The organism is Paenibacillus sp. A3 (genome assembly GCF_001399685.1).
Lineage (GTDB): Bacteria > Bacillota > Bacilli > Paenibacillales > NBRC-103111 > Paenibacillus_G.
The window spans coordinates 1-23,980 of sequence record NZ_JTHN01000127.1 but is presented as its reverse complement, the minus strand read 5'-3'; the positions used below and the strand labels follow the sequence as shown (position 1 = coordinate 23,980).

Below are 23,980 nucleotides of genomic sequence, written 5' to 3'. Positions count from 1 at the left end.
TCGTACTGGAAATGCCTGTGGAGGTACTGTTGTTTATCACAGCGGTAATCTCTTTATTGTTTTTAATTCTTGTTATCATATTGTGGGCAAAATTAAATAAGCTCCGCCGAAATTACAAAAGCATGCTGAACGGGACTGGGAACTTGAATGTTGAACAGATCCTAATGGAGCTACAGGAGAAAGGGAATATTTTGCTGGAAAACGATAGCCGAAACGAACAGCAAATTCAAGCGATACGTCGGGACATGTCCACGATGAAATCGCATATCGGCATACACCGGTACAATGCTTTTTCGGAAACAGGAAGCGATCTGAGCTTCTCCGTAGCGATCTTGGACGAACAGCAGACAGGAGTCGTTCTTTCCGGCATTCATGGCCGCGATGAAACGTATGTGTATGCGAAGCCGATCGAGCAGGGGCAGTCCAAGTATGCGTTGTCCCCCGAAGAGAAGGAAGCGATTAGTCGATCCGTACCAAAGAGGTAGGAGACCATTGGCGCTTGCCGCTGAATGCGGTTTGGAACGATTTGGCAATGACCTCAGCCATGCTCATGACCAGGCTCAATCGGGTGTTTTGCAGGACGAAGTACTCCATAAATCCGCCTACGTTTACAATACCGGTAACGTGCATGTGACCGACGGGAGGCAGCTCTTTGTTAACGCCGGCACCCGGTTTGACCGGACCATCGCCCACTTGGATATAGCCGACACTAGTCAACTGACCGAGACAGGCATCGATCGCAATGACGAAAGGATCGTTGAAATGCTGCTGAATCGTCGTTAAGGTTTCGTTCAGATTCATGGCGTGAACCGGATGCTCCAATGTACCGTATAGATGGAGGCCCTCGATCCCTTGCTTTTGAAGCTGACTCCCGACCAGAGGTCCGAGCGCATCGCCTGTGGAACGGTCCGTGCCTACGCAAACGATGACGATAGGCTGCTGAGCCGGAATCGTCCGCAAAACAGCGCTTAGCTTATCCGAAAGCAGATCGATGCTGTTCGCTTCGGAGTGCATAATTTTCAAGTTTTCACTGGCTTTAGGTTTTTGAACATCTCTCTGAAAGGGCAGTTTCATAGGAACGCCTCCTGCGGAAAAGGGTAGAGTGATAATCGGAAACGCCAGAAAATGGGTTGTTACTAGTATACGGTTGCTAGGAACGAAATATACGCGGGGCAGAAAAAAATAGAAAGGGGGTGGGAAGGGTGCTGCTCATGGCTTTCGATTCAACACAGCAAGCTTTGAGGGCGGAAATGCTCCTCGATTATGCGGATATCGAAAACGATATGTGTCCTACCCCCAAAGAAATTACGGCTGGGTGTGCGTTATCCCTGGAATTTCAAGAGGCGGATCTTCCGGAGGTTAAGCGCATTATTAAAGAAGAACGTGTGGATATCCACGGGCTCTATAGTAAAGAGGACGGGCATTATGTTAACATAGAGTTGTAAGGTGGGAGATCGAAATGGATGAAATGTTGCAGAAAAACGGGTTATCCACATGGGGACAATTTCAAGAAAAGCTGATCAACTATGTTTCCAACCCCGAATTGTGGACAGGATTGCTGTTCACCGTCATTAAAATCATACTGATTTATATCGCGGCGAGGGTGATCATTAAGGTTGCGGAAAAAGCGCTGCAGCATATGATGATGGCGCGGGATAAGGGGCCGATCAAGTTCGACGCGAGGCGTTCGAAGACGATTGGCAAGCTCGTGGGAAATATTATTACTTACGTTGTTAACTTTATTATGATTTTAATGATTTTGAGCCAATTTCAAGTGAATCTCGGACCGGTCTTGGCTGGCGCGGGTGTCGTTGGGTTGGCGATCGGTTTCGGTGCGCAAAGCTTGGTGAAGGACGTCATTACCGGATTTTTCATTATTTTTGAAGATCAGTTCGCGGTAGGCGACGTTATTCAGGTAGGTAATTACAAGGGAACCGTCGAAGAAATCGGCCTGCGGGTAACCCGGGTGAAGAGCTGGACAGGGGAAGTGCACATCATTCCGAACGGGACGATTGCGCAAGTCACCAACTTTTCCGTCAATAACTCGCTTGCCGTCATTGATGTCTCGGTAACGTATGAAACGGATATCGATTTTGCGATGAAGATTCTTGAGGATACCGTCAAAACATTCTATGATACAAGTGTGGACATGGTAAAAGAGCCTGAGGTACTCGGGATCCATATGATGGGAGCAACGGAAATTACGCTGCGGATTACGGCGGAGTGCAAGCCTAACCAGCAGTTCGGGGTAGCAAGGAAGCTGAATGCGGAGATAAAAAAAGCATTCGAGGCCAACGGGATTCAAATTCCTTATCCACGGATGATCACTTATCATAGAACGGAAAAGGCGGAATCGTGATGGAAAAGAAGCAGTATCAGTTGGGTGACGTCGTACAGATGAAGAAGCCGCATCCCTGCGGTACGAACGAGATGGAGATCATCCGGATGGGGATGGACATTCGCATCAAGTGTGTTGGCTGCAAACACAGCGTGCTCGTTCCCAGGTCCAAGTTCGAAAGCAAGCTGAAAAAAGTGCTTCGTTCCGCCGCGCCAGCAGAAGATTCTGCGGCAACGGATCAGGGAGAAGCTTGATGGCTGGTAAATATTAAAAAGCACTTGCATAGGTGCAGGTGTATATGCTATTATATTTCTTGTCCCTTTAATGCGGAAAGGTACCCAAGAGGCCCAAGGGGGCTGACTCGAAATCAGCTAGGCGGCGCAAGCCGTGCGTGGGTTCGAATCCCACTCTTTCCGCCATAACCATAAAAAACGAGACGACCACGTGGTCGTTTTTTTGTTTGTGTGGAAAGTGAGATCGGCCAAGAGGACACTTTCTAGTACATAAGAGAAATCTCCGTATTCAGGACTTTACGTCACTGTTACGGGGATTTTGCGTTATCGTCGTCAGGTGCATATTGAAGCAGGTCTCCGGGTGTGCAATCTAATGCTTTGCACTCGAAAAAGGATAGAGTCCAAGAAGAGGGTGCCAGAAACGTTACTAAAGAACGCCAATCAATCGAAATCAATCGATTTGACGGCGTTTTTTGCGTTATTTTTATATGGTATGTGTTACGGGGTCTCCGCGTTTTTATCGTCTGGTATGTATTCGATTATATCGGATATGGTTATTTTGCGAGTAATGCCTTGTTCACGCGCAATTACATTTATGAATTTCGATTAAACTGAAGTTAAATTAGGAATAAAAGAAGGCAATTTGAATATGCGATGGCTAGGGGATGGACCCGACAGAAGATCAGGGATAACAAGAGACGATTAAAAAGGAACCAAGTCAAGGTTCCTTTAATCTTTACGTCATATATTATTAGGATACTTAAATTTGGCGCCAGCTTTAGGGGACTCATTGCCCGTCCTTCGTCCGTCGGTAGACGGAGAAGCGGTCAACGGCATAACCGATAATCGTCCACGAAAGAACGGTGAGCAGATAAAGCGGCCAAGGATTGATATTGGTGTAGGTGAAGATCGGGTAAAACCAGGCGGGCACGCTGAGCGAATAGAAGAGCAGATACACCGGATCGTATTCGTGTCCGATATAATGGATAAAGCACAGCACAATGCCCATAATGGTCAATATTTTTGTATATTTATAGCGCATTTGTGGCGCCTCCTTTGTCCAAGTTCCAGAGGAAGCAGGCTCCCTGCCGATGGCTTGGAAGGGAGCGAGCAGGGGTCAGCCCCGAAACAGCTTCCACTTGCGGTTATGATTCGTTGTTTCCGGGAAAATATCTCCCTTGTTTAATCTGACGATCTTCGGGTTGTTAATGCCCATATGAAAGTCATTCTCGCCGACTTCCCTATATTCTCCGTCGTTCGGTGCTTTGTCCCCCGGACGGAATTCAGTCCATTCACCCACACCAAGCCACCTCCTGTGCTTAAATGTAATGTTAGATTTTCCATAAGGCTTTGGAAGCATGCGGGCTAATAATTGCCAGAACACCGCATAAAAAGGGCGCGGCGTACGGATTTTGCTTGCGTTGAGTGCTCGATTTTGCTATAGTATTATGGTGCGAGTTTGGATATTATCGATTCTCGCTCCTTGCTCCTGACGGTACAAGCCGACTCGGGGGCCGTTAGTCCAAAAGGAGGTGGCAACATGCGCAAATACGAAGTGATGTACATCATCCGTCCTGACCTGGAACAAGAAGCTGTTCAGGCTACGGTGGAGAAGTTCCAAAACATCATCAACAACGGTGGCGAAATTACGAAACACGACCTGATGGGTAAGCGCCGTCTTGCGTATGAGATCAACAAGCTGCGTGACGGTCATTATGTGTTGGTTCATTTCAACGCAACCAATGAAGTCATTAGCGAGCTTGACCGCGTAATGAAGATTTCCGACGAAATCATTCGTTACCTGATCGTTAGAGACGTAGCTTAAGGCTTCGTGCCGTAATTGAGTTTGTTGACAACGAGCATCGTCAGAAGACGCGGCCGTTGCAACGATCCGGGAGGGAATGCGGATGTTGAATCGTGTAATTCTGATCGGAAGGCTGACACGTGATCCCGAATTACGTTATACGCCGGCAGGTGTAGCTGTAACCCAGTTTACGCTTGCGGTAGACCGCCCCTTCACAAGCAACCAAGGGCAGCGGGAAGCGGATTTCATTCCGGTCGTAACTTGGCGCCAGCTTGCGGAGACTTGCGCAAACTACCTTCGCAAAGGGCGTTTGGCTGCAGTCGAAGGCCGTATTCAAGTACGCAACTACGACAACAATGAAGGCCGTCGCGTCTATGTGACGGAGGTCATTGCGGACAATGTGCGTTTCTTGGAATCCGCGAACAGCGCAAACCGCGACGAAAGCGGTATGGGCATGAGCGGTGGCGGCGGTGGCAACAGTGGCGGCGGGAACCGCGGAAGCTACGGCGGAGGACGCGAACAACAGGATCCTTTCCAGGATGACGGCAGACCGATCGACATTTCCGATGATGATTTGCCGTTCTAGCGATAGAGCGGTAGGACAATCTACGTAGAAAGGACTGAAAACAAGTGGAACAAAGAGAGAGACGTAATCCGGAAGAGCGCGGCGAAAGAAAGTTCGGCGGTCGCGGCAAAAAAGGCGGCAAGCGCCGGAAAGTGTGCTACTTCACGGTTAACAAAATTACGCACATCGACTACAAAGACATCGAAACGCTCAAGAAATTCATCAGCGAGCGCGGCAAGATTCTTCCTCGTCGTGTGACAGGTACTTCCGCTAAATATCAGCGTATGCTGACCGTTGCGATCAAACGCGCGCGTCAAGTAGCACTGCTGCCTTATACAACGGAATAGAAAGAATGGAAAAAGACAGCTGGTATTATGCCGACTGTCTTTTTCTATATTTTCTTCAAGATGCTCTTCAGATCCTGCATGCCTAATCTGAACCGGAGGACGATGAACCTTGATGCATTATGGCCTGCAAAACATGTTCTACAAATACATATGGTCCGCAAACTGGTGGAATCAAGGGGCGAAGGATGCGGCGGCTTCCCATATCGATCTTCGCTGTCAGAAGCGCGATAGCGCTGCGTTTCAGGCGCTGGTCAGCTCGGACCGGGACGAGTTCCTGCTCACTGTCGGCGGGGATGCGATCCTGGGTAAAAGCGGCCCGATTAAGATCGTACGCTGCGAGGTAGAGACTGACGCGCCATGTGAGGTAGAGGTCAGGCTGATCGGCTTGATCGAAGACGACGATCGGACGCTCAAGTCCGATGTGCTGCTGGAGGACCGGCATGCCTATGTGCAGAAGCGGAAAATTCAACCGCTTTGGATCGAGCTGCATGCGGGGGAGTCGGCCGCGGCCGGAACGTATAGCGGGAAGGTGAGGTTTTACGCGCATTCGATGTTCGAGGACGAGGTGCTGGAGCGGGAGCTGACATTCAGCTTGACGATCGGCGACCGCGCGCTGCCGGACCCGCGGGAATATTCGTTTTACTTGGATCTGTGGCAGCATAATTGCAATATTGCCCGGAAGTACAACGTCGCGTACTGGTCGGAGGAGCATTTTGCGATTCTGGACTCCTACCTGCACAGCCTAGGCCAGCTCGGGCAAAAAGCGCTGACCCTGATCGTATCCGAGGAGCCATGGTGCGGCCAGCGCTCGTTCATCGACGCGGAACCGTCCGATCTAAACGAATACAGCATCGTGCCCGTCGTGAAGCGCCGCTCCGGCGAGTTCGCGTACGATTTTTCCCGGTTGGACCGGTATGTCGAGCTTGGGGAGAAGTACGGCATTCGCGAGGAACTGGAGATTTTCGGCCTGATTAACGTCTGGGAGCACGAGGAGGAAGGCTTCGGAAGCATCGTGCAGGGCTATCCTGATGCCATTCGCGTTCGTTATTATGACGAAGCTGAGGGAAGCTACAGGTTCATCCGCGATAAAAAGGAGCTTGCGGCTTATGTGCAGGCGCTTGAGCGGCATTTTATCGAGAAAGGATGGATCGATCGGGTTCGGGTCGTGGCCGACGAGCCGGAGGATTTCGAGTTGTTCGGCAAGCGGATGGCGTGTCTTCGGGAAATGGCGCCTTCTTTCCAATACAAGGCGGCGATTCATCAAAGCGAATTTATTCGCAAAGGGGTCCAAGGCATCGTCGATTATGTGCCGATTCTGGACTGCGCGGCAGGCGAGTTCGAGCAGCTGATGCAGGTGCGGTCGGAGGCCAAAGGACGGATGATGTATTACGTCTGCTGCGTGCCGGACAAGCCGAATACGTTTATCAGCTCGCCGGCGATCGAATCGAGGGTCATCCCTTGGTTGGCGGAGAGACTGCAGATGGACGGCTTTTTGCGGTGGAATTATACGGTTTGGCCGGACGATCCGCTCGAAAAGCTGTCTTACCGGCCATTGCTGTGGAAGGCGGGAGACACGAACTTCGTCTATCCCGGCAAAGGGGGCCGACCGCTGCTGTCGCTTCGGTACAAATGGCTGCAGCGGGGGATCCGGGATTTCGAGTATATGCAGCTGCTCAAGCGAAGCGGGCTTGAGGAGCGCGTGGAACAGGCGCTGCAGCGCGTTTTCAAGTTCGATCATCCGGCGCAATTATGTCCCGGTTCGGGAAAAACGGCAGAGCAATTATACAGTTTTCATCCGGAGGATTACGATCAGCTTTACATGTAAATGGCGCCAACCACAGGCTCAAAGGCTTGTGGTTTTTGCTTATCCCGGCGCGTCCGGTACGATTTTTCTTCGGGGCTCGTATCATGATATGATGGAAGGGAGGACCGCCCGCCTCGGGGGTCAAGTAAGAGGAAAGTAGGGAGATCCGTTGAATATTGCATTTTTCCTTGTCCCGAAGGACGATGTCATTTATTTTTCCCCTCATCATACGATGCGTCAAGCGCTGGAGCGCATGGAATATCACCGGTATTCGGCTGTTCCGCTCGTGGACGATCACGGCAAGTATGTCGGCACGATTACGGAAGGGGACTTGCTCTGGAAGCTGAAGCATTCGCCGGAGATCGGCTTCGAGAATGCGCATAAGGTGCAGCTCAAAGACGTGCCGCAGCATATGACGATCCATCCGGTGAGAATTAACCAGCAGATGCAGGATCTGATCACGCTGGCCACCAACCAGAACTTCGTACCGGTACTCGACGACAACGAGGTATTCATCGGCATTATCCGCCGCCGCGAAATCATCGATTATTGCTTCAAGCTGTGGCAGTCGGAACAAAAGGTGTAAAAATGTGTTATAATTAACGAAAGCGTCTGGGTAAGGGGAGAAGCGGCCATGTCCAATCTGGATCGTGACGTCGATTTGGCGAAACGGGTCAAAATCATCGAATGGCTCAAAACCGAACTGGTCGATCAGCTGGCTCATCTGCTGAAGGGCATGTGGGAAGGCAGCCATGCCAAAATCGTTGACGGGCTGTCCAGCCTTATTGCCTGCTGTTATATTCTGGGACGACGGCTTGGCATCTCTTCGCGCAGTTTGGACGAGGCGGTATTGGATAAAATGAAAAAGCACCGCGAAGAAGGACATCAGCTGGAAGAATGGTATGGCGATATATCCGCTGTGGAAGATCATTTGCGTAAGAGGTGAACTGCTTGGAAGGAACCCAAAAACCGCGTATGCTCGGGTGGAGCATTGCGTATATCTTTTTGCTTTTATCGATCTTTTTGCCGCCGCTGAGCTTGATTACGGCCGCTCTGCTGATGGTGCCGGTGCTGATCATGTATGTGAAGCTCGGAACCCGCCGGTTTTTGGTTCATTACATCGTTAGCCTGGCTGTCGTATATTTCGTCGCCTCGCTGCTGGCCGGATGGCTCGGGGCGCTGCTCGTCTCGGTATCGATCTTTTTCCTGCCGCCGGTCATTCAAATGGGCAATCTGTACAAAAAGCGGGCCGCGGCGCGAACGGTGATTACAGCAGGAACGCTTACCTTGCTTGGCGAGCTGCTGCTCACTCTGGTCGTCTGCTCCATGTTCGGCCTGAATCCGGTCGGCAGCATGAAACGGTTTATGATGGAGAGCGTGCAGACGATGCCGGCCCAGCTGCAGAGCATCATGGCCATCGATATGGACACTTTTGTGCAGCTAATGGTACAGATGCTGCCGCTGTATATGATCGGCTTTTCGCTGTTCTACGTCGTCATCTCGCACTGGCTGGCGCGCAAGGTGCTGGTACGCTCGGGCGAGTCGATTCCGGCGTTTAAACCGATTAAGGATTGGATGCTGCCCAAATCGTTCGTATGGCTGTATCTGCTTGCACTTATCCTGGAGATGTTCGTGAAGGATTCGAGATCGATGATCTTCACCGTGCTTCTCAACCTGCTTCCGCTGCTGCTGACGGCGTTTGCGGTTCAGGCGATGGCTTTTTTATTTTATGTTGCGCATGTGAAACGATGGCACAAAGCGCTGCCGATTGTGGGCACGATTGTGGGCATTCTTCTTCTGCTATTCTTCCCGCCGGCTTACTTTATGTTCAGCTTGCTGGGCGTCTTCGACGTAGCCTTTCCGATCCGCGACCGAATGACCAGCAAATGACTTATCTTAGGGATTAGGAGCGAATGAAATGCCGAAGTTCCTGTTGAAGCGTTGGCACGGAATGCATATCGTATGGATTTTTGCGCTGCTCACGGTGCTGATCCTCATTCTTTTCTTGTACTCGTGGATCATCAGCGTGATCGCGCTGGTTCTGTGCGGCATTCTGGGGTACTACACCTTGCAGGCGGAACAGGCGTTCCGTAAGGAATTGAACGAATACGTCAGCACGTTGTCCCATCGGGTCAAGCGGGCGGGGAGCGAGGTCATCCACGAGCTGCCGCTGGGGATTCTCTTGTATAACGAGGATAAGATCATCGAATGGCACAACCCGTTCGTCGCAAAAATGCTGGGCAAAGATTCGCTGATCGGCGAGTCGGTCAACGAGATGTTTCCCGTGCTCAAAACCCGCAAGGACAAAGAGCTTAAGCTTGAGATGACGATCGACAAGCAGATTTATGAAGTGCAGGTCCGCCCGGATGAGCGGCTGCTTTATTTTACGGATGTTACGGCGCTGAAATCGCTGCAGCTCCGCTATGAGGAAGAGAAGCTGGCGGTCGGCATCGTCATGATGGACAATCTTGACGAGGCGACGCAGGGGCTGGACGACCAGACGCGCAGCATTATGATGGCTAAAGTGACGGGCGAGATCACCGAATGGGCGCAAAAGCATCAAATGTACTTGCGCCGGACGGCGTCGGACCGTTATTTGGTCATGATGGACCAAAAAGGGCTGAAGGCGCTCGAGCAGTCGCGCTTTGAGATTCTCGACGAGGTGCGGGACATCACGATCGAGAACAAGCTGCCGATGACCCTGAGTATCGGTATCGCCTCCGGCACGTCGTCGCTCACCGAGCTTGGCCATTGGGCGCAGACGAGCTTGGATATGGCGCTCGGGCGCGGGGGCGATCAGGCGGCTGTGAAGGTTGGGGAGCGGCTGTCGTTCTACGGCGGCCGGACGAATGCGATCGAGAAGCGGACTCGGGTTAGGGCCAGAGTCATTTCCCATGCGCTGCGGGACTTGATCAAGGATTGCGACAAGGTCGTCATCATGGGACACCGGATGCCGGACATGGATGCGATCGGCGCGGCCATCGGGGTGCTCAAGATGGCGCATGTGAGCAACAAGGAAGGCTATATCGTGCTGGAAGGGGTCAACCCGTCCATCCAGAAGCTGATGGAGACGGTATACGAGGACGATAAGCTGAACCGGTGGTTCATTACGCCGGATCAGGCGATGCAGATTACGAATTCGCGCACGCTAGCGGTCATTGTCGATACGCATCGGGCCTCGATGACGCCGGAGCCGCGGCTGCTGCAGCTCACGCCGCGCAAAGTGGTGGTTGACCATCACCGACGCAGCGAGGACTTCATCCACGATGCCACGCTCGTCTATATGGAGCCGTACGCTTCGTCCACCTGCGAGCTGGTGACGGAGCTGCTGCAATATTTCCACGAGCGGCTGACGATGGGCGTGCTGGAGGCGACGGCGCTGCTGTCCGGCATCGTGGTCGATACGAGAAGCTTCAGCCTGCGTACGGGCGCGCGGACGTTCGAAGCCGCGTCGTTCCTGCGACGAAGCGGGGCCGATTCTTCGTTAATCCAGCGATTGCTGAAGGAAGATCTGGAGCATTACATTCAGAAGGCGGACGTGATCAAGAACGCCGTCGTGATCTTCGACCATATTGCGCTTGCGGTGAACGAGCCGGGACGTAAATATTCACAGTTGCTCATTGCCCAAGTTGCTGATACATTGTTAACTATGACAGGAATTATGGCGTCGTTCGTCATCAGCGAACGGCCGGACGGTCTGATCGGCATCAGCGCGCGGTCGCTCGGCGAAATGAACGTTCAGGTCGTGATGGAGCGGATGGGCGGCGGCGGCCATTTGACCAATGCGGCTACGCAATTGGAAGGTACGCTTGCAGAAGCCACGCAGCGGTTAAAGCAGATACTTAGCGAGATTCATGCGGAGGAGGGGTTGTTCGAATGAAAGTCATTTTGTTGAAGGACGTCAAAGGCCAAGGAAAGAAAGGCGAAGTGAAAGAGGTTTCCGAGGGCTACGCGACGAATTTCTTATTTAAACAGCAGTTGGCCGCGCCGGCCAGCGATTCGGCGATGAAGACGCTGGAGCAGCAGAAGAAGGCCGAGGATCGTAAAAAAGCGCAGGAGAAAGCGGACGCGCAGGAGCTCGGCAAGAAGCTCGGCGAGCTGACGGTTCAGCTGAAAGCAAAATCCGGAGCGGACGGCCGGTTATTCGGTGCCGTATCGAACAAGCAGGTAGCGGAAGCGCTGGAGAAGCAGGGGATCAAGCTGGATAAGCGCAAAATCGTGATGGATGAGCCGATCCGCACGCTCGGCGTGACCGAGGTGGTCGTCAAGCTGCATCCGGAAGTGACCGCCAAGCTGAAGGTTCACGTGGTGGAAGAATAGATCGGCTGGACCGATGAATATACGGTATTTTGGGGAAATGACAGTGCAGGAGCGGGCGGTGAAAGGCAGCCGGCTCCTGCGTCGTTATAAGGCAGTATCCAGTGGGGAGGATAACGGATGAACGAGAGTTTGTTTATGGATCGCATCCCTCCGCAAAATTTGGAAGCCGAGCAGGCGGTGCTCGGCGCTATTTTGCTTGACGGCGACGCGCTGGTCACGGCGATGGAGCGGGTCACAAGCGACGATTTCTACCGCGGATCGCACCAGCGCATCTTCGAAGCGATGATCGAAATTGCGGAGGCGAACGAGCCGGTCGATTTGATCACGCTGACAGCCCGGTTGCAGGATAAGAAGCAGCTGGAGGAAGTCGGCGGCATCAGCTATTTGTCGGAGCTTGCCAATGCGGTGCCGACGGCAGCCAACGTCGATTACTACGCGCAGATCGTGGAAGAGAAGTCGATGCTCCGCCGCCTGATCCGCGCCGCGACCCAGATCGTCACGAACGGCTATTCCGGCGAGGACGAAGTGGGAACGCTGCTCAGCGACGCCGAGCAGCGGATTATGGAGATTTCGCAGGCACGTTCGGGGTCCGGCTTTATTGCCATCAAAGACGTGCTGATGGAGGTTTTCGACAAGGTCGAGTTCCTTTTCAACCAGAAGGGGAGTACGACGGGGGTCCGTTCCGGCTTTGCCGATCTCGACAAGATGACGTCCGGGTTCCAACGTTCGGACCTTATTATTGTGGCGGCGCGTCCTTCGGTAGGGAAAACGGCCTTCGCACTGAACATTGCACAGAACGTCGGGGTGCGGGAGAAGGAAACCGTGGCCATCTTCAGTCTCGAGATGGGCGCGGCCCAGCTCGTACAGCGGATGATCTGTGCGGAGGCAAATGTGGACGCCGGCCGGATGCGGACGGGTTTTCTGGAGCCGGATGACTGGGAGAAGCTGACGATGGCGATCGGATCGCTGTCGGAAGCGAATATCTACATCGACGATTCGCCGTCCGTTACGGTGGCGGACATTCGGGCGAAGTGCCGCAGGCTGAAGAAGGAGAAGGGCCTCGGCATGATTCTGATCGACTACCTGCAGCTGATTCACGGCCGCGGCAAAGGCGATAACCGGCAGCAGGAAGTATCGGAAATTTCGCGTACGCTGAAGCAAATCGCGCGTGAGCTGGACGTGCCGGTCATTGCGCTGTCGCAGCTCAGCCGGGGCGTAGAGCAGCGGCAGGACAAGCGGCCGATGATGTCCGACCTTCGGGAATCCGGTTCGATCGAGCAGGATGCCGATATCGTGGCGTTCCTGTACCGGGACGACTACTATGACAAGGAATCGGAGAAGAAGAACATCATCGAGATCATTATCGCCAAGCAGCGGAATGGCCCGGTCGGGACGGTGGAGCTGGCGTTTCTCAAAAATTACAACAAATTCGTCAATCTCGACCGGTCGCATCAGGAGATGGCGATGGCGCGTTAACGGCTTAGCAGCTCTCGGGGTGTGATTTGTTGCACGGGGAACATTTTTTTGCGGAAGTTGGTTTAAGATAGCATAAAGGACGGCATACTGCGGTAGAATACGCGCAGGTGCCGTTTTTTTTGGGTTAGGAAGGGTTTGTCGATGTTTTCCGAACAATGCTGGGCGATGGATTATAATTGTTCGTTTTTATTGACTTTGTGCTAGTCAACTGCTAAACTAGTCATGGTGCGTTGCACCGTAAAGGCTAATATTAGGTGGTTTCCCACCTCACGGGGGTAGTGAAGATGTCAACGGTAGTGGTTGTCGGAACCCAATGGGGAGACGAAGGAAAAGGAAAGATTACCGATTTTCTGGCAGAGTCCGCTGAGGTTGTCGCGCGCTATCAGGGCGGGAACAACGCAGGACACACCATTCTCATTAACGATAAAAAGTATAAGCTGACGATGATTCCTTCCGGCATTTTTTATGGAGATAAAGTATGCGTCATCGGCAACGGGATGGTTATTAATCCGGGTGCGTTGCTTGAAGAAATCCGCTATATTCACGAGAACGGCTTCACAACGAAAAACCTGCGTATCAGTGACCGCGCGCATGTCATCATGCCGTATCATTTGCTGCTCGACGGGCTGGAAGAAGAGCGCAAAGGCGATAACAAAATCGGCACGACCCGCAAAGGGATCGGCCCTTGCTATATGGACAAAGCGGCGCGCAACGGCATCCGGATTGCCGATCTGATGGACGCGGAAGAATTCGAGAGCAAAGTGCGCCGACTCGTCGCCGAGAAAAACACGCTGATCGAGCAAGTGTACGGTTCCAAAGGAATCGACGCCGACTCGATCATTCAGGAATACCTCGGATACGCCGAGCAGCTTCGTCCTTACGTCACCGATACATCGGTTGTCTTGAACGATCTTATCGACGACGGCAAGAAGGTGCTGTTCGAAGGGGCGCAGGGCGTCATGCTCGACATCGACCAAGGAACGTACCCGTTCGTCACTTCGTCGAACCCTTCCGCAGGCGGCGTCTGCATCGGTTCGGGCGTCGGTCCTTCGAAAATTCAGCAAATCATCGGCGTTGCCAAATCGTATACGACGCGTGTAGGCGATGGTCCGTTCCCGACTGAGCTGATGAACGAAACCGGCGACTGGATTCGCGAGCGCGGCAACGAGTACGGCACGGTAACCGGTAGACCGCGCCGCGTCGGCTGGTTCGACAGCGTCGTCGTCCGTCACGCCCGCCGGGTGAGCGGCATCACGGGCTTGTCCTTGAACTCACTCGACGTGCTCGCCGGTCTGGAAACGGTCAAAATCTGCACCGCCTATACGTACCGCGGCGAAACGATCAGCCATTACCCGGCAAGCCTGAAAATGCTGGCCGAGTGCAAGCCGGTATACGAAGAGCTTCCGGGCTGGAACGAAGACTTGACCGGCGTCCGCAAGCTTGAGGATCTGCCGGAGAACGCCAGACGTTACGTCGAGCGTGTGTCCGAGCTGACAGGCATTCCGATCGCGATCTTCTCGGTTGGCCGCAACCGCGAGCAGACGAATCTGGTGAAGCCGATTTATTAATTCGGAAGATGAAATAGGCAACCTCTCGAACCGTTCTTGAAAGACGGTGGCGAGGGGTTTTTTCATGCCCGCATTTGTATTTTTCCCCGACATCCCCCGGTTGGTTTCCCAAAAAAAGGTCCATACTGTGAATAGAGTAGCAGAAGGCAAGATGGGAGTTGTCCGGGATGAAATGGCTGATAGGGATCGCCAAGCTGGCGGTCAGTGCGGTGGTTACCTCGCTTTGCTGTGTGGCGCTGACGTTCGCCGCTGCCAATACTTATGTGGACTTATTGCTCGACCAATATCATATTCCGCGTCCGGCCGGTCAAAAGATCGAATGGGGCGCCTTCATGAGCCGTTTCACGGCGCAGCTGGGGCTTGGCGCGGGGAGCGGGAGCGGCGTGCCCGCAAAGCCTAAAGACTTGGCGGTGTCCGTGCCTCCGACCGGCAATACGCCTTCCTCTTCGGAAACCGGCACGAAAGAACGCACGCAGACGGACGGCAAAACGACGACTCCAGGCAGCGGCAAGGCGAATGACGACCCTTACAGGGTGCCGGAGGATGCGGTCGCCGTCTGGAGCCGCCAATCCGGGAAGACGAGCGGCAAGCAGGACAGTCTCACGGAGCAGGAACGGAAGGTCGTGGTCTCGAGCGAGGAAGTGACGAAGAAGAAGGAGCAGTTGTCCGAAGCGGACAAGGCGAAAATCTTTTCGTTGATGGTCTCACGCGTGCCGCAGGAAGATATGCAGACGATATCCAAGCTGATGGAGGACGGCATTACGGCCGCCGAACTGAAGGAAATCGAGCAGCTTCTCCAAAAATCGTTGAAGTCTGACGAGTATAAGCAATTGATGGATTTAATTCAAAAATAAACGCCCTGACATACGCAGGGCGTTTCAGGCTGTTGAGAAACCCTAGTAGTAGAAAATCTCAGCCAAATAGAGGTGGGGTATATCCCGTAAGAGTTTACGTCCGCCTTTGAAACCCGTGAAAATACCGCTAATTCTAATCAAATTCACGGGTTTCAAGAGCGGCTGGAGGGATATACCCCACCGTCGTATGCAGAGAATTTTATACGCGAAGCGGGTTTCTCAACAAGCTCAAACGCCCTGACATACGCAGGGCGTTTATTTTTGCCTCGTTCAGTTTACCTCTATTCAATCGATCCCCCGAAGCGGGTCACCGTGTCTTCGGCTTGTCGAATTCGCGATGATTCGACAACGACCTGCAGCAAGCCGCCGGGACTTTCGGCTATTGACAAATGAGATAGTCCGCCACCCAGAAGGGACATTGGCATCGGCTGATGCGGTTCTGCTGCACCCGGCTCGATCTGGAGATCGACGACGCCCTGCTTGCGCAGCGCATCTACGGCTTGCTGCAGGTCATGTTCGCTTCGGAAAGCCGCCGTAAAATTTTCCATCGATTGTCTTCACACTCCTGTCAATTTCTCCGCTGAAATGTGGGATAAGATACGATTTTGTTGAAATGGGTAAAGTTATTGTGGTAAATTTATAAAGTAGTTTTTTACCCTTTGGGTTATTGTCCCTTTTTTTAGTGTTTTTATGTGCACATCGTAAGCGAACCTGAGAACGTACACCCAGACAACATGAGACTATAGACTTAGAGAGAAGAAACGTGTCATCAGGAGAAGCATCGCATCCGTCGGTCTTAAGACCGAGGGAAGCTGAGGTTCGAATGCGGCAAAAAACGGCTTAAAAGGAGAAGAAAATGAAATTTTTCAAAGGAGCGGATCGACTCAAAGGCCTGTTGGACAAGCTTCGCACTCCAAGGTCTGCGGATCGGTCGAATAGCTTGGATGAAAGCGTAAAGCCAGCGGCGGTGTCGGAAGTACCGGGAGCGACAGCGCTTGAACGGATGAAAAACCGAATCATTTTACATAAATGGATGGTTATTAAATCGGTCTCTGCGTTAGGCTTGATGGCGGCGGTTGTTGTTAGCGGACATGAATTGGTTGAAGCCAATATGAAGGATTATTATCAGGTGTATGCGAACGGAGATCTGATCGGAATCGTATCCGATCCTTCCAAGGTCGAGGAATATAAACAAAAGAAGCGGGAACAGTTGTCCAAGAGCGAGTCCGATCTTCGGATGGTCGTTACCGAACCGAAGCTCGAATTAACCCCTGAAAGGGTTTTCAATCACAATACGGAGGATCAAGCCGTGCTCGATAAGCTCGGCGGCTATTTCTCCTCGTACCCGGTCGGTGTGCAGCTTATCGTGGACGGCAAGCCGATGGGGATCGTGAAGGACGAAGCAGCGGCGAAGACGGTATTGGACCAAATCAAGAACAATGCGATCGCATCCATGCAAACGAAGAAGACGTCGGGGCGCGTAAGCATCTTGTCGGCGTCGCCCGCGGCCGGTACACCGGTGCAAACGGAGCTGCAAAAAGCGGACTTCATGCAAAAGGTCGATCTTCAGGAAGTGAAGATCGAGCCGAAGCAGCTGGTGAATCCGGAGGACCTGCGCAAAAAGCTGGAAACCGGCGATGCTCAGCCGACGAAGTATACGGTGGAGAAGGGCGACTGCGTCTCATGTATCGCACAGAAGCTGAATATACCGAAGCAGGTCATTTATCAGAACAATCCCACGATCACCGACGATATGATCAAAGTCGGCCAGCAGCTCGACTTGACGGTTCTGAAGCCGACGCTTGCCGTGCGGACGGTCGAAAAAGTGGTGGAAAATCAAGAGATCGCCTACGAGACCGAAGTCAAGCAGGATGACAACATGCGTCTCGGCGAGTCCGAGGTATTGAGTCCCGGCAAGAACGGTCTCAAGAAAATGACCTTTCAGCTTACGAAAGTAAACGGCCTGCTCGAGGCGGAGACGGTCTTAAGCGAAGAGATCGTTCAACAGCCGGTCAAAGCCGTCGTGAAGAAAGGCACCAAAGTAATCAAAGGCGAAGGAACGGGCAAATTCGCTTGGCCGGTCCTGTCGGCATCGATTTCCAGCACATTCGGCACCCGTTGGGGCGCGTTCCATAAAGGTGTTGATTTGACGGGCAACCGCAACATCATGGCGTCGGATAACGGCAAAGTCGTGTTTGCCGGCGAGAAAAGCGGATACGGCAACTGCATTATCATCGACCATATGAACGGCTACCGCACGCTGTATGGCCATTTGAGCCAAATCAATACGAGCGTCGGCAAGATCGTCGAGAAGGGCGATAAGATCGGTTATATGGGCAGCACCGGAAATTCGACAGGCGTGCATCTGCACTTCGAGGTACAAAAGGGCGAAACGCCGGAAAATCCGCTCAAGTATTTGAACCAATAAGACGTTTAGAGAGATAGAGGGGCATGGAAGTCGCAGGAAACCTGGGCTTCCGTGTCTCTTTTTGCTTCAGGATGTGGTAAAATAATAGAATAGCTTACCATGGATAGGATATCGTTGACATTCGGCGGCGCGAAGCAAGGAGCGTAGTACGGATGCAACGCGAGTCTCTGACAGGCGGTGAACGAAGCATGGCCAAAATTCTCGTCGTCGACGATGAACAGCCGATTGCGGATATATTGAAATTCAACTTGGAAAAAGAAGGCCACGAGGTCATCTGCGCCTATGACGGTGCAGCGGCCGTGGATCTTGCCTATTCCGAAGACCCGGACCTGATTTTGCTCGACCTGATGCTGCCGGTCAAGGACGGTATGGACGTCTGCCGGGAGGTGCGCGTGAAGCTGAATACGCCGATCATCATGCTGACGGCCAAGGATAACGAAATTGACAAGGTGCTCGGGTTGGAGCTTGGAGCCGACGATTACGTGACGAAGCCGTTCGGCACGCGCGAGCTGCTGGCCCGGGTGAAAGCGCATTTGCGCCGTCATACGAAATCGGCGATGCCGGCGGCAGCGCAAGCGCAGCCGAACGAAGAGGAAGCCCGGCAAGGGCTGCGCATCCAGAGCTTGTTTATCGATACGGACATGTATGTCGTGTATAAGGACGACGTTCCGCTCGATCTGACGCACCGGGAATTCGAGCTGGTGCAGTACATGGCCAAGAACAGCGGCAAAGTCATGACGCGCGAGCATCTGCTTCAAGCGGTGTGGGGCTTCGAATATTTTGGCGATGTGCGGACGGTCGACGTGACGATCCGCAGACTGCGCGAGAAGCTGGAGGACGATCCGAGCCGTCCGGAGTATATTATTACCCGGCGCGGACTCGGGTACATGATGCGCAATTCGAAAGCAAGCGCCGGCGGCTACTAAGCAGAGGCCGAGCCGATGAAACCGATCCGTTTCTTCCAATCGATTCAAGCCAAGCTGATTGTTATTTATTTGCTGTTGATTTTGGTCGCGCTCCAGCTCATCGGGGTTTATTTTATTAAGACGCTGGAAACGTCGCTCAAGAACGAGTTTATCGAGAACCGGAACTCCCAGGCGCAGCTGCTTGCGCAGTATGCGGAGACATACCTGACGGAAAATCAGGAAAATAAAAACTCGGATACGACCAAAAAATCGTATGCCGATCTGAACGATTTTGTAAACAGCCTCTTCGCGACGAGCAAAGCGGAAATCCAGATTATCGATGCGAACGGTGTCGTGCTTACGACGACAAGGCCGATGAACCAATCGGTCGTGAACAGTAAAAATACGCAGACCGAAGTGACGCGGGCGCTGCAGGGGATTAAGGATAACCAGCGTCTGTTCACCGACTTCGACGGCGTCCGCAAAATCATTATTGCTAAGCCGATCGGCTCGGGCGTCAAGGTGCTCGGCGCCGTATACATCATTGCTTCGATGGACGATGTCTACAAAACGCTGACCCAGATCAACAACTTCTTCATCTCCGGTACGTTAATCGCGCTCGCGCTTACGGCGGGTCTCGGCGTGATTTTGTCGTCTACGATTACAAACCCGATTAAGGCCATTACGAGACAGGCTACGGCCGTAGCCGAAGGCCGGTACGAATACGAGGAAAAAATCCGGGTGATGGGCGAGGACGAGATCGGTCAGCTCGGCAATACATTTAATTTTATGATGGAGCGGCTGCGCGAGGCGTTATCGCTGAACGAAGAGGAGAAGGAAAAGCTCGCCTCGATCTTGTCCAACATGAACGACGGGCTGATCGCCACAGACGATCATGGGCGCATCATCGTGATCAATCGGCGGGCGAAGCAGATCCTGCAGGTCAACGAGGATACGACGCTCGGGATGCCGCTTGGCGAACTGCTCGGGATGCCACAGGAGAAGATGCAGGTGCTGGAAGGCACGGAAGATCATTCGACGATGCTGCATCTGTATCATGAGGCCGAGGAAGAGCCGCTGTTCGTCAAAGTGACGTATACGACGATTCACAGCAAGGGCAAAGGCTCCGCCGGGACGATTGCGGTGCTGCAGGATGTCACCGGACAGGAGAAGCTCGAACAAGCGCGCCGGGAATTCGTAGCGAACGTATCGCACGAGCTGCGGACGCCGCTTACGACGATCAAGAGCTATCTCGAAGCGCTGGAGGACGGGGCCCTGGAAGAGCCGCAGCTTGCGGGCAAGTTTGTCAATGTCGCAAGGAACGAAACGGAGCGGATGATCCGGCTCGTCACGGACCTGCTGCAGTTGTCCCGACTCGATTCGAAGCAGGCGATTATCAGCAAGGAAACGACGGATGTAACCGAGATGCTTGAGGAAGTGGCGGACCGTTTCTCTTTTCAACTGGAGCAGCGCATGATCGCCATTGAAATCGACGTCGAGAAGCACGTAGACGAAATTATGCTGGACCGCGACCGGATCGACCAAGTGCTCGACAACCTGGTCTCTAATGCGATCAAATATACGCCGGAGGGCGGACATATCCGCATTCACGCGGGCCGGAGAGAATCCTCCGTGCTGGAAATTTCCGTTCAGGATAACGGCATCGGGATTCCGCGCAAAGATTTGAGCCGGATCTTCGAACGCTTCTACCGGGTAGATAAAGCCCGTTCCCGCAGTATGGGCGGGACCGGACTTGGCTTGTCGATTGCCCGGGAAATAGTGAAGGCGCACGGCGGCACCATTCAATTGGAGTCGGAGCTCGGGCAAGGGACGCGGGTGACGTTCACGCTGCCGTATCAACAGGAGGAGGCGGCCGTATGATCGAGAAACTGAAAACCGCCGCGCTGACGCTGCTGGTGCTGCTCAGTCTGCTGCAAAGCTACCTGCTGGCTTACAGCTACCCGAAATTCGACCCGGTCAAACCGGAGGAATACGTGAAAACCGACATCCTCGGTACCCATGCTTCCCTGAAGGATATGCTGTTTCCGGACCAACTGGTGCTGCACCTGGGCAATCAGCAGCATACGGTGCTCTACCCGAATACCGTGAAGTACAATGAAGTGATGGAGATTTTGAAGCAGCGGTTTTTGGAAGGGTTCCGGAAGACGAGCGTCACTTCGCTCGGCATTAACTGGGACGATGCACGGAATAAGCAGCAGGGAGTCGAGATCCGGTTCCGCGACGGGCTGCCGATGAACGTTCTCCAGGAGGTCATGCAGCTGAAGGGCGATCTGCAGGGCGAGAACGACCTGATTACTCGCATTTGGATTTTTGCCAAGGATACGAACGAGGTCAGAGCGATTCTGTTTACAGATACGGCGAATACGGTATACGAAGCGATCAAAGCCGATTTTACGGTGAAGGACATCGAGAAGTTCGTGCAGGCGGACGAAACGTTCACCCCTTACAAGCCGATGGCCGGGGACTATTATTTGCCGATGAAGCCGCTGGCGATCCCGAGCTTTAAGATGACGTACACGCAGTTTACGGCGGATCAATTGAAGCGCACGTTTTTTGTCGATCCGACGCTGACGCGCAATGTGACGGAGCGGGACGGCTCGGAGATTTACACGGACGGGAAACGCGGGCTGAAGCTGAGAAACGAGCAGCACTGGATGACGTATACCGATCCGGTGGCCGCGACGGAGAGCAGCAAGGTCGATTTGCGCGAGAGCCTGTTGTCGGCCGTGCAGTTCATCAACCAGCATGGGGGATGGAACGGCAAGTACGGGGTGCAAAAGGTGCCGCAGCGGCTGCTGCCGGGCAATCAGCAGTATGTGTTCCGGCAGTACTATGATTCGTATCCGGTCATCAATACGCGGAACGAGAATACGGGTTTTATGAGAATTTCGTTGCAAAAGGGCATCGTAGCCAGCTACGAGCGTTCGCTGATGACTCCCGATTTCCGAAGCGCCGTCCGTACCGAGGTGCAGCTGGCGGGCGGAGAGCCGCTGGAGCAGAAGCTGGCTGCATTCGCTAAAAAGGAGCGGGTGTATTCGATCTTCCCGGCTTACCGTATGGTCGTGACGGAGCAGGCGATGATGCTTGTTCCGGCTTGGGTGGCCGAGCTTCAAGACGGCACGTACGAATTTTTGGACTAAGGAGGATGCCGGCGTGGAATGGGGACGGGCTAAAACGATATTGATATTGTCCTTCCTGCTGCTGAACGTGGTGCTCGGCATCCAGCTGTGGTCCAGCCGTGCGGACCTTCTCGATCTGGAAGCGAACGCGATCGGAGCGGCGGAGGAGATTCAAAGGCTGTCGAAGAGCAAAAATATACAAGTGCCGCCGGATATTCCGAAGGATGTGCCGAAGCTGCGGGAGATTGTCGTCCGGTTCGACGATAACTTCAATCCGGAGAAGGCGGTGCCGCTGGCGGCGCCGTTCAAATTCGATCCGTTGATCAGTAAGGGCTCGTTCCGGGAGCTCTTGGCGAGAACGGGGATTCCGAAGATCGAGTCGTACCAATTCGATCCGATGACGAGTCTTGGCGGTACTTATGTGTTCCACCAGTTGTACGGCACGCTTCCGATGTTCGACGTGCAGTTGAGACTGTTCGAGAAAAACGGGCAAGTCACCTCCTACCAGCAAGGTTATGTGGAAGTGCAGTCCGACGGGCAGCAGAAGGAACAGAAGGTCATTACCGCCTACATCGCTTTGCGGAGTCTGATCGAGAACTATCTGCCGTCGGGAGCGGTCATTACGAGCGTACGGCTCGGGTATCACGGACAGGTGTACAATTCGCAGACGCTGAATATGTGGCCGTCCTGGCGGGTGTCGCTGGGGAATGCAGACGGAGACGTGTACTACGTTCATGCTTTGAACGGTGCGGTGGAAGGGCCGCAGAAGAGCAAAAAGTAAGCGGCTAAGGAGTTTTGAACATGGGGATACGGTTTTGTGTGCTGGGCAGCGGCTCGACGGGCAACGCCACGGTCGTTGCGACGGAGGAGGGCAAAGTGCTGATCGACGCCGGGCTCAGCGCGAAAAAGATAGATCAGCTGTTGAAGGAACGGGGCATGTCGGCCAGCGAGTTGGATGCGATTGTGGTGACGCACGAGCATGCCGATCATATTAAAGGGCTGGGCGCGGTTGCGCGCAAATACGACTTGCCCGTCTATGCCAATGAGAAGACATGGGCCGAGCTCGACCGGCAAATCGGCGAGATTGCGGAGGAGAACCGCTGCGTGATGAAGACGGGGGAAATGCTCGAATTCGGCTCGCTGCAGGTGGAATCGTACGGCATTTCGCACGATGCGGCCGAGCCGGTCGGCTATTGCTTTTATCACGAGGAAGAAAAGCTGAGCGTAGCGACGGATCTCGGCTACATGAGCTCCAAGGTGAAGGAGAAAATTCAGGACAGCGACGTGCTCGTCCTGGAGTCCAATCACGATATCGAGATGCTGCGGATGGGCCGGTATCCGTGGAACATCAAGCGGCGTATCTTGAGCGATGTCGGCCACTTGTCCAACGAAGCGGCCGGGATCGGCCTCGTCGACGTGATGACGGCGAAGACGAAGCGGGTGTATCTCGCGCATCTCAGCCGGGACCATAACCTGATGGATTTAGCCAGGCTGACCGTGAATAGTATGGTAGAGGAGCGGCTCGCTCCGGACGATCACCGCGCCAAGCTGATGGACACGTATCATGACCGGGCGACGGAGTGGGACGTGTTGAAGGACGATTAGCCGTTCCCGGGACAAGGGAGCGGGGATAGAATGCTTTTGGAGCCGCAAATAAGGATCGGGTCGGATTAAGCGCTGTACATAAGCGGTCTGAGCAGGATGGCGCATGGTGAATCGCAGGAGCGGCTTTGACGCGACTCAAGTGAAGCTTGCTGATAGCGTGCTGGGAAAGCTCTGTTTTTCGGCGATCCGCGGCGTACGGCCTTAATGTCGGTGACGACTGCCAATGCCGGTCGGTAGTGTGGACTGATCGGACGCCTCCAGCGTGTGGATTTTGGCGGCTAATTCTTGTGCGGTGAGCAGCCCTTTTTCCAGCAGCAGCTCGAGAATGGCTCCCAGTAAAAGGGAGTTTCGGTAATGGTCTTCCTTGAGGTCCGCGAGCTTGGCGATCCAAGCGACTTCATCCAGATGGGACGATATGCGGCGGTTCGACATCTCCATCTTCCTTCCTTGATTGGGTGCAGGCTATGTTTTTATTCTAGTCTAGCTTTAGGGAAATCATTCCTCTTTTTTAGTTTTTGAGATTGCCAGATTTTAAGGTACAATGGATATAGCAGATTTTTCGGCCTCGTGTGGGGTGCGGGGTGGGATGGAAC

At 53.5% G+C, this 23,980-nt stretch carries 27 protein-coding genes and 1 tRNA gene; 23 read left to right on the top strand and 5 right to left on the bottom strand.

Features of this window, described 5'->3' with window-relative positions:
- Positions 1–11: 11 nt before the first annotated feature.
- On the top strand, positions 12–485 hold the full coding sequence (locus QJ48_RS19375; RefSeq protein ID WP_237762980.1) for a DUF4446 family protein: 474 nt from the start codon (positions 12–14) through the stop codon (positions 483–485).
- Here the strand turns inward: QJ48_RS19375 and yyaC are convergent.
- Complete coding sequence (gene yyaC / locus QJ48_RS19370) at positions 460–1,074, bottom strand: spore protease YyaC (protein WP_054975168.1); 615 nt, start codon at positions 1,072–1,074, stop codon at positions 460–462. The two genes, QJ48_RS19375 and yyaC, sit on opposite strands and share 26 nt — an antisense overlap.
- A gap of 128 nt (positions 1,075–1,202) precedes the next feature.
- Between yyaC and QJ48_RS19365 the strand changes: the two genes are divergently transcribed.
- The 4 genes from QJ48_RS19365 to QJ48_RS19350 all read left to right on the top strand — a co-directional run bounded on the left by QJ48_RS19365 (position 1,203) and on the right by QJ48_RS19350 (position 2,757).
- Entirely contained in the window at positions 1,203–1,445 is a 243-nt protein-coding gene (locus tag QJ48_RS19365; protein WP_029192024.1) for a DUF3343 domain-containing protein, read from the top strand.
- A 14-nt stretch (positions 1,446–1,459) separates the two neighbouring features.
- Complete coding sequence (locus tag QJ48_RS19360; protein WP_054975167.1) at positions 1,460–2,359, top strand: mechanosensitive ion channel family protein; 900 nt, start codon at positions 1,460–1,462, stop codon at positions 2,357–2,359.
- Positions 2,359–2,592: a DUF951 domain-containing protein gene (locus QJ48_RS19355; protein ID WP_054975166.1), complete on the top strand. Its 234-nt coding sequence runs from the start codon at positions 2,359–2,361 to the stop codon at positions 2,590–2,592. Before QJ48_RS19360 ends, QJ48_RS19355 begins: the two co-directional genes overlap by 1 nt.
- Before the next feature lie 74 nt (positions 2,593–2,666).
- Positions 2,667–2,757, top strand: a tRNA-Ser gene (locus QJ48_RS19350).
- Between the two features lie 601 nt (positions 2,758–3,358).
- Here the strand turns inward: QJ48_RS19350 and QJ48_RS19345 are convergent.
- A complete protein-coding gene (locus QJ48_RS19345; RefSeq protein ID WP_054975165.1) occupies positions 3,359–3,613 on the bottom strand; it encodes a hypothetical protein in 255 nt (84 codons plus the stop codon).
- A 75-nt stretch (positions 3,614–3,688) separates the two neighbouring features.
- Positions 3,689–3,871, bottom strand: coding sequence for a YjzC family protein (locus QJ48_RS19340; RefSeq protein WP_025849852.1), 183 nt, complete (start codon positions 3,869–3,871; stop codon positions 3,689–3,691).
- Positions 3,872–4,111: 240 nt separating this feature from the next.
- Here QJ48_RS19340 and rpsF point away from each other — a divergent pair, with 240 nt between their 5' ends.
- The 12 genes from rpsF to QJ48_RS19280 all read left to right on the top strand — a co-directional run bounded on the left by rpsF (position 4,112) and on the right by QJ48_RS19280 (position 15,309).
- Positions 4,112–4,396 carry a 30S ribosomal protein S6 gene (gene rpsF, locus QJ48_RS19335; protein ID WP_036691811.1) on the top strand — a complete coding sequence of 95 codons (285 nt, stop codon included), beginning with the start codon at positions 4,112–4,114 and terminating at the stop codon, positions 4,394–4,396.
- An 82-nt stretch (positions 4,397–4,478) separates the two neighbouring features.
- On the top strand, positions 4,479–4,961 hold the full coding sequence (gene ssb / locus QJ48_RS19330; protein ID WP_054975164.1) for a single-stranded DNA-binding protein: 483 nt from the start codon (positions 4,479–4,481) through the stop codon (positions 4,959–4,961).
- 44 nt (positions 4,962–5,005) lie between these two features.
- Positions 5,006–5,287, top strand: coding sequence for a 30S ribosomal protein S18 (gene rpsR, locus QJ48_RS19325; protein WP_010501571.1), 282 nt, complete (start codon positions 5,006–5,008; stop codon positions 5,285–5,287).
- 112 nt (positions 5,288–5,399) lie between these two features.
- A complete protein-coding gene (locus QJ48_RS19320) occupies positions 5,400–7,112 on the top strand; it encodes a DUF4091 domain-containing protein (protein ID WP_054975163.1) in 1,713 nt (570 codons plus the stop codon).
- 148 nt (positions 7,113–7,260) lie between these two features.
- Positions 7,261–7,677 (top strand): CBS domain-containing protein, encoded by a 417-nt coding sequence (locus QJ48_RS19315; protein WP_054975162.1) that lies wholly within the window; start codon positions 7,261–7,263, stop codon positions 7,675–7,677.
- 48 nt (positions 7,678–7,725) lie between these two features.
- Positions 7,726–8,037, top strand: coding sequence for a MazG-like family protein (locus QJ48_RS19310; protein ID WP_054975161.1), 312 nt, complete (start codon positions 7,726–7,728; stop codon positions 8,035–8,037).
- Positions 8,034–8,981: a DUF2232 domain-containing protein gene (locus QJ48_RS19305; protein ID WP_237762979.1), complete on the top strand. Its 948-nt coding sequence runs from the start codon at positions 8,034–8,036 to the stop codon at positions 8,979–8,981. The genes QJ48_RS19310 and QJ48_RS19305 overlap by 4 nt, the downstream gene beginning before the upstream one ends.
- A 28-nt stretch (positions 8,982–9,009) precedes the next feature.
- Entirely contained in the window at positions 9,010–10,971 is a 1,962-nt protein-coding gene (locus QJ48_RS19300) for a DHH family phosphoesterase (RefSeq protein WP_054975159.1), read from the top strand.
- Complete coding sequence (gene rplI, locus QJ48_RS19295) at positions 10,968–11,411, top strand: 50S ribosomal protein L9 (protein ID WP_054975158.1); 444 nt, start codon at positions 10,968–10,970, stop codon at positions 11,409–11,411. The genes QJ48_RS19300 and rplI overlap by 4 nt, the downstream gene beginning before the upstream one ends.
- Before the next feature lie 117 nt (positions 11,412–11,528).
- Positions 11,529–12,887, top strand: coding sequence for a replicative DNA helicase (gene dnaB / locus QJ48_RS19290; RefSeq protein WP_025849860.1), 1,359 nt, complete (start codon positions 11,529–11,531; stop codon positions 12,885–12,887).
- Positions 12,888–13,171: 284 nt separating this feature from the next.
- Entirely contained in the window at positions 13,172–14,455 is a 1,284-nt protein-coding gene (locus tag QJ48_RS19285) for an adenylosuccinate synthase (RefSeq protein ID WP_054975157.1), read from the top strand.
- A 167-nt stretch (positions 14,456–14,622) separates the two neighbouring features.
- Positions 14,623–15,309 carry a hypothetical protein gene (locus tag QJ48_RS19280; RefSeq protein WP_054975156.1) on the top strand — a complete coding sequence of 229 codons (687 nt, stop codon included), beginning with the start codon at positions 14,623–14,625 and terminating at the stop codon, positions 15,307–15,309.
- Between the two features lie 281 nt (positions 15,310–15,590).
- Here the strand turns inward: QJ48_RS19280 and QJ48_RS19275 are convergent, their stop codons facing one another.
- Positions 15,591–15,857 carry a hypothetical protein gene (locus QJ48_RS19275; protein ID WP_054975155.1) on the bottom strand — a complete coding sequence of 89 codons (267 nt, stop codon included), beginning with the start codon at positions 15,855–15,857 and terminating at the stop codon, positions 15,591–15,593.
- Between the two features lie 308 nt (positions 15,858–16,165).
- On the opposite strand from QJ48_RS19275, the gene QJ48_RS19270 reads away from it, so the two are divergent.
- The 6 genes from QJ48_RS19270 (at position 16,166) to QJ48_RS19245 (ending at position 23,387) form a co-directional block, all read left to right on the top strand.
- Complete coding sequence (locus tag QJ48_RS19270; RefSeq protein WP_054975154.1) at positions 16,166–17,737, top strand: M23 family metallopeptidase; 1,572 nt, start codon at positions 16,166–16,168, stop codon at positions 17,735–17,737.
- Between the two features lie 188 nt (positions 17,738–17,925).
- Positions 17,926–18,663, top strand: coding sequence for a response regulator YycF (yycF, locus tag QJ48_RS19265; protein WP_054975153.1), 738 nt, complete (start codon positions 17,926–17,928; stop codon positions 18,661–18,663).
- Between the two features lie 15 nt (positions 18,664–18,678).
- Positions 18,679–20,523: a cell wall metabolism sensor histidine kinase WalK gene (walK, locus tag QJ48_RS19260; protein ID WP_054975152.1), complete on the top strand. Its 1,845-nt coding sequence runs from the start codon at positions 18,679–18,681 to the stop codon at positions 20,521–20,523.
- The gene (locus QJ48_RS19255) at positions 20,520–21,803 is read left to right on the top strand and encodes a YycH family regulatory protein (RefSeq protein WP_054975151.1); all 1,284 of its coding nucleotides are present in this window, start codon (positions 20,520–20,522) and stop codon (positions 21,801–21,803) included. Before walK ends, QJ48_RS19255 begins: the two co-directional genes overlap by 4 nt.
- A 13-nt stretch (positions 21,804–21,816) precedes the next feature.
- On the top strand, positions 21,817–22,563 hold the full coding sequence (gene yycI / locus QJ48_RS19250) for a two-component system regulatory protein YycI (protein ID WP_054975150.1): 747 nt from the start codon (positions 21,817–21,819) through the stop codon (positions 22,561–22,563).
- Between the two features lie 20 nt (positions 22,564–22,583).
- Entirely contained in the window at positions 22,584–23,387 is an 804-nt protein-coding gene (locus QJ48_RS19245; protein WP_054975149.1) for an MBL fold metallo-hydrolase, read from the top strand.
- 201 nt (positions 23,388–23,588) lie between these two features.
- On the opposite strand, the gene QJ48_RS19240 is transcribed toward QJ48_RS19245, so the two are convergent.
- Complete coding sequence (locus QJ48_RS19240; RefSeq protein WP_237762978.1) at positions 23,589–23,825, bottom strand: hypothetical protein; 237 nt, start codon at positions 23,823–23,825, stop codon at positions 23,589–23,591.
- Positions 23,826–23,980: the final 155 nt, after the last annotated feature.

Coding starts and splice junctions, on each gene's coding strand:
- QJ48_RS19375 (WP_237762980.1), top strand. CDS start 12: ATGCCTGTGGAGGTACTGTTGTTTATCACAGCGGTAATCTCTTTATTG.
- yyaC (WP_054975168.1), bottom strand. CDS start 1,074: ATGAAACTGCCCTTTCAGAGAGATGTTCAAAAACCTAAAGCCAGTGAA.
- QJ48_RS19360 (WP_054975167.1), top strand. CDS start 1,460: ATGGATGAAATGTTGCAGAAAAACGGGTTATCCACATGGGGACAATTT.
- QJ48_RS19355 (WP_054975166.1), top strand. CDS start 2,359: ATGGAAAAGAAGCAGTATCAGTTGGGTGACGTCGTACAGATGAAGAAG.
- QJ48_RS19345 (WP_054975165.1), bottom strand. CDS start 3,613: ATGCGCTATAAATATACAAAAATATTGACCATTATGGGCATTGTGCTG.
- rpsF (WP_036691811.1), top strand. CDS start 4,112: ATGCGCAAATACGAAGTGATGTACATCATCCGTCCTGACCTGGAACAA.
- ssb (WP_054975164.1), top strand. CDS start 4,479: ATGTTGAATCGTGTAATTCTGATCGGAAGGCTGACACGTGATCCCGAA.
- QJ48_RS19320 (WP_054975163.1), top strand. CDS start 5,400: ATGCATTATGGCCTGCAAAACATGTTCTACAAATACATATGGTCCGCA.
- QJ48_RS19310 (WP_054975161.1), top strand. CDS start 7,726: ATGTCCAATCTGGATCGTGACGTCGATTTGGCGAAACGGGTCAAAATC.
- QJ48_RS19300 (WP_054975159.1), top strand. CDS start 9,010: ATGCCGAAGTTCCTGTTGAAGCGTTGGCACGGAATGCATATCGTATGG.
- rplI (WP_054975158.1), top strand. CDS start 10,968: ATGAAAGTCATTTTGTTGAAGGACGTCAAAGGCCAAGGAAAGAAAGGC.
- dnaB (WP_025849860.1), top strand. CDS start 11,529: ATGAACGAGAGTTTGTTTATGGATCGCATCCCTCCGCAAAATTTGGAA.
- QJ48_RS19285 (WP_054975157.1), top strand. CDS start 13,172: ATGTCAACGGTAGTGGTTGTCGGAACCCAATGGGGAGACGAAGGAAAA.
- QJ48_RS19280 (WP_054975156.1), top strand. CDS start 14,623: ATGAAATGGCTGATAGGGATCGCCAAGCTGGCGGTCAGTGCGGTGGTT.
- QJ48_RS19275 (WP_054975155.1), bottom strand. CDS start 15,857: ATGGAAAATTTTACGGCGGCTTTCCGAAGCGAACATGACCTGCAGCAA.
- QJ48_RS19270 (WP_054975154.1), top strand. CDS start 16,166: ATGAAATTTTTCAAAGGAGCGGATCGACTCAAAGGCCTGTTGGACAAG.
- yycF (WP_054975153.1), top strand. CDS start 17,926: ATGGCCAAAATTCTCGTCGTCGACGATGAACAGCCGATTGCGGATATA.
- walK (WP_054975152.1), top strand. CDS start 18,679: ATGAAACCGATCCGTTTCTTCCAATCGATTCAAGCCAAGCTGATTGTT.
- QJ48_RS19255 (WP_054975151.1), top strand. CDS start 20,520: ATGATCGAGAAACTGAAAACCGCCGCGCTGACGCTGCTGGTGCTGCTC.
- QJ48_RS19245 (WP_054975149.1), top strand. CDS start 22,584: ATGGGGATACGGTTTTGTGTGCTGGGCAGCGGCTCGACGGGCAACGCC.
- QJ48_RS19240 (WP_237762978.1), bottom strand. CDS start 23,825: ATGGAGATGTCGAACCGCCGCATATCGTCCCATCTGGATGAAGTCGCT.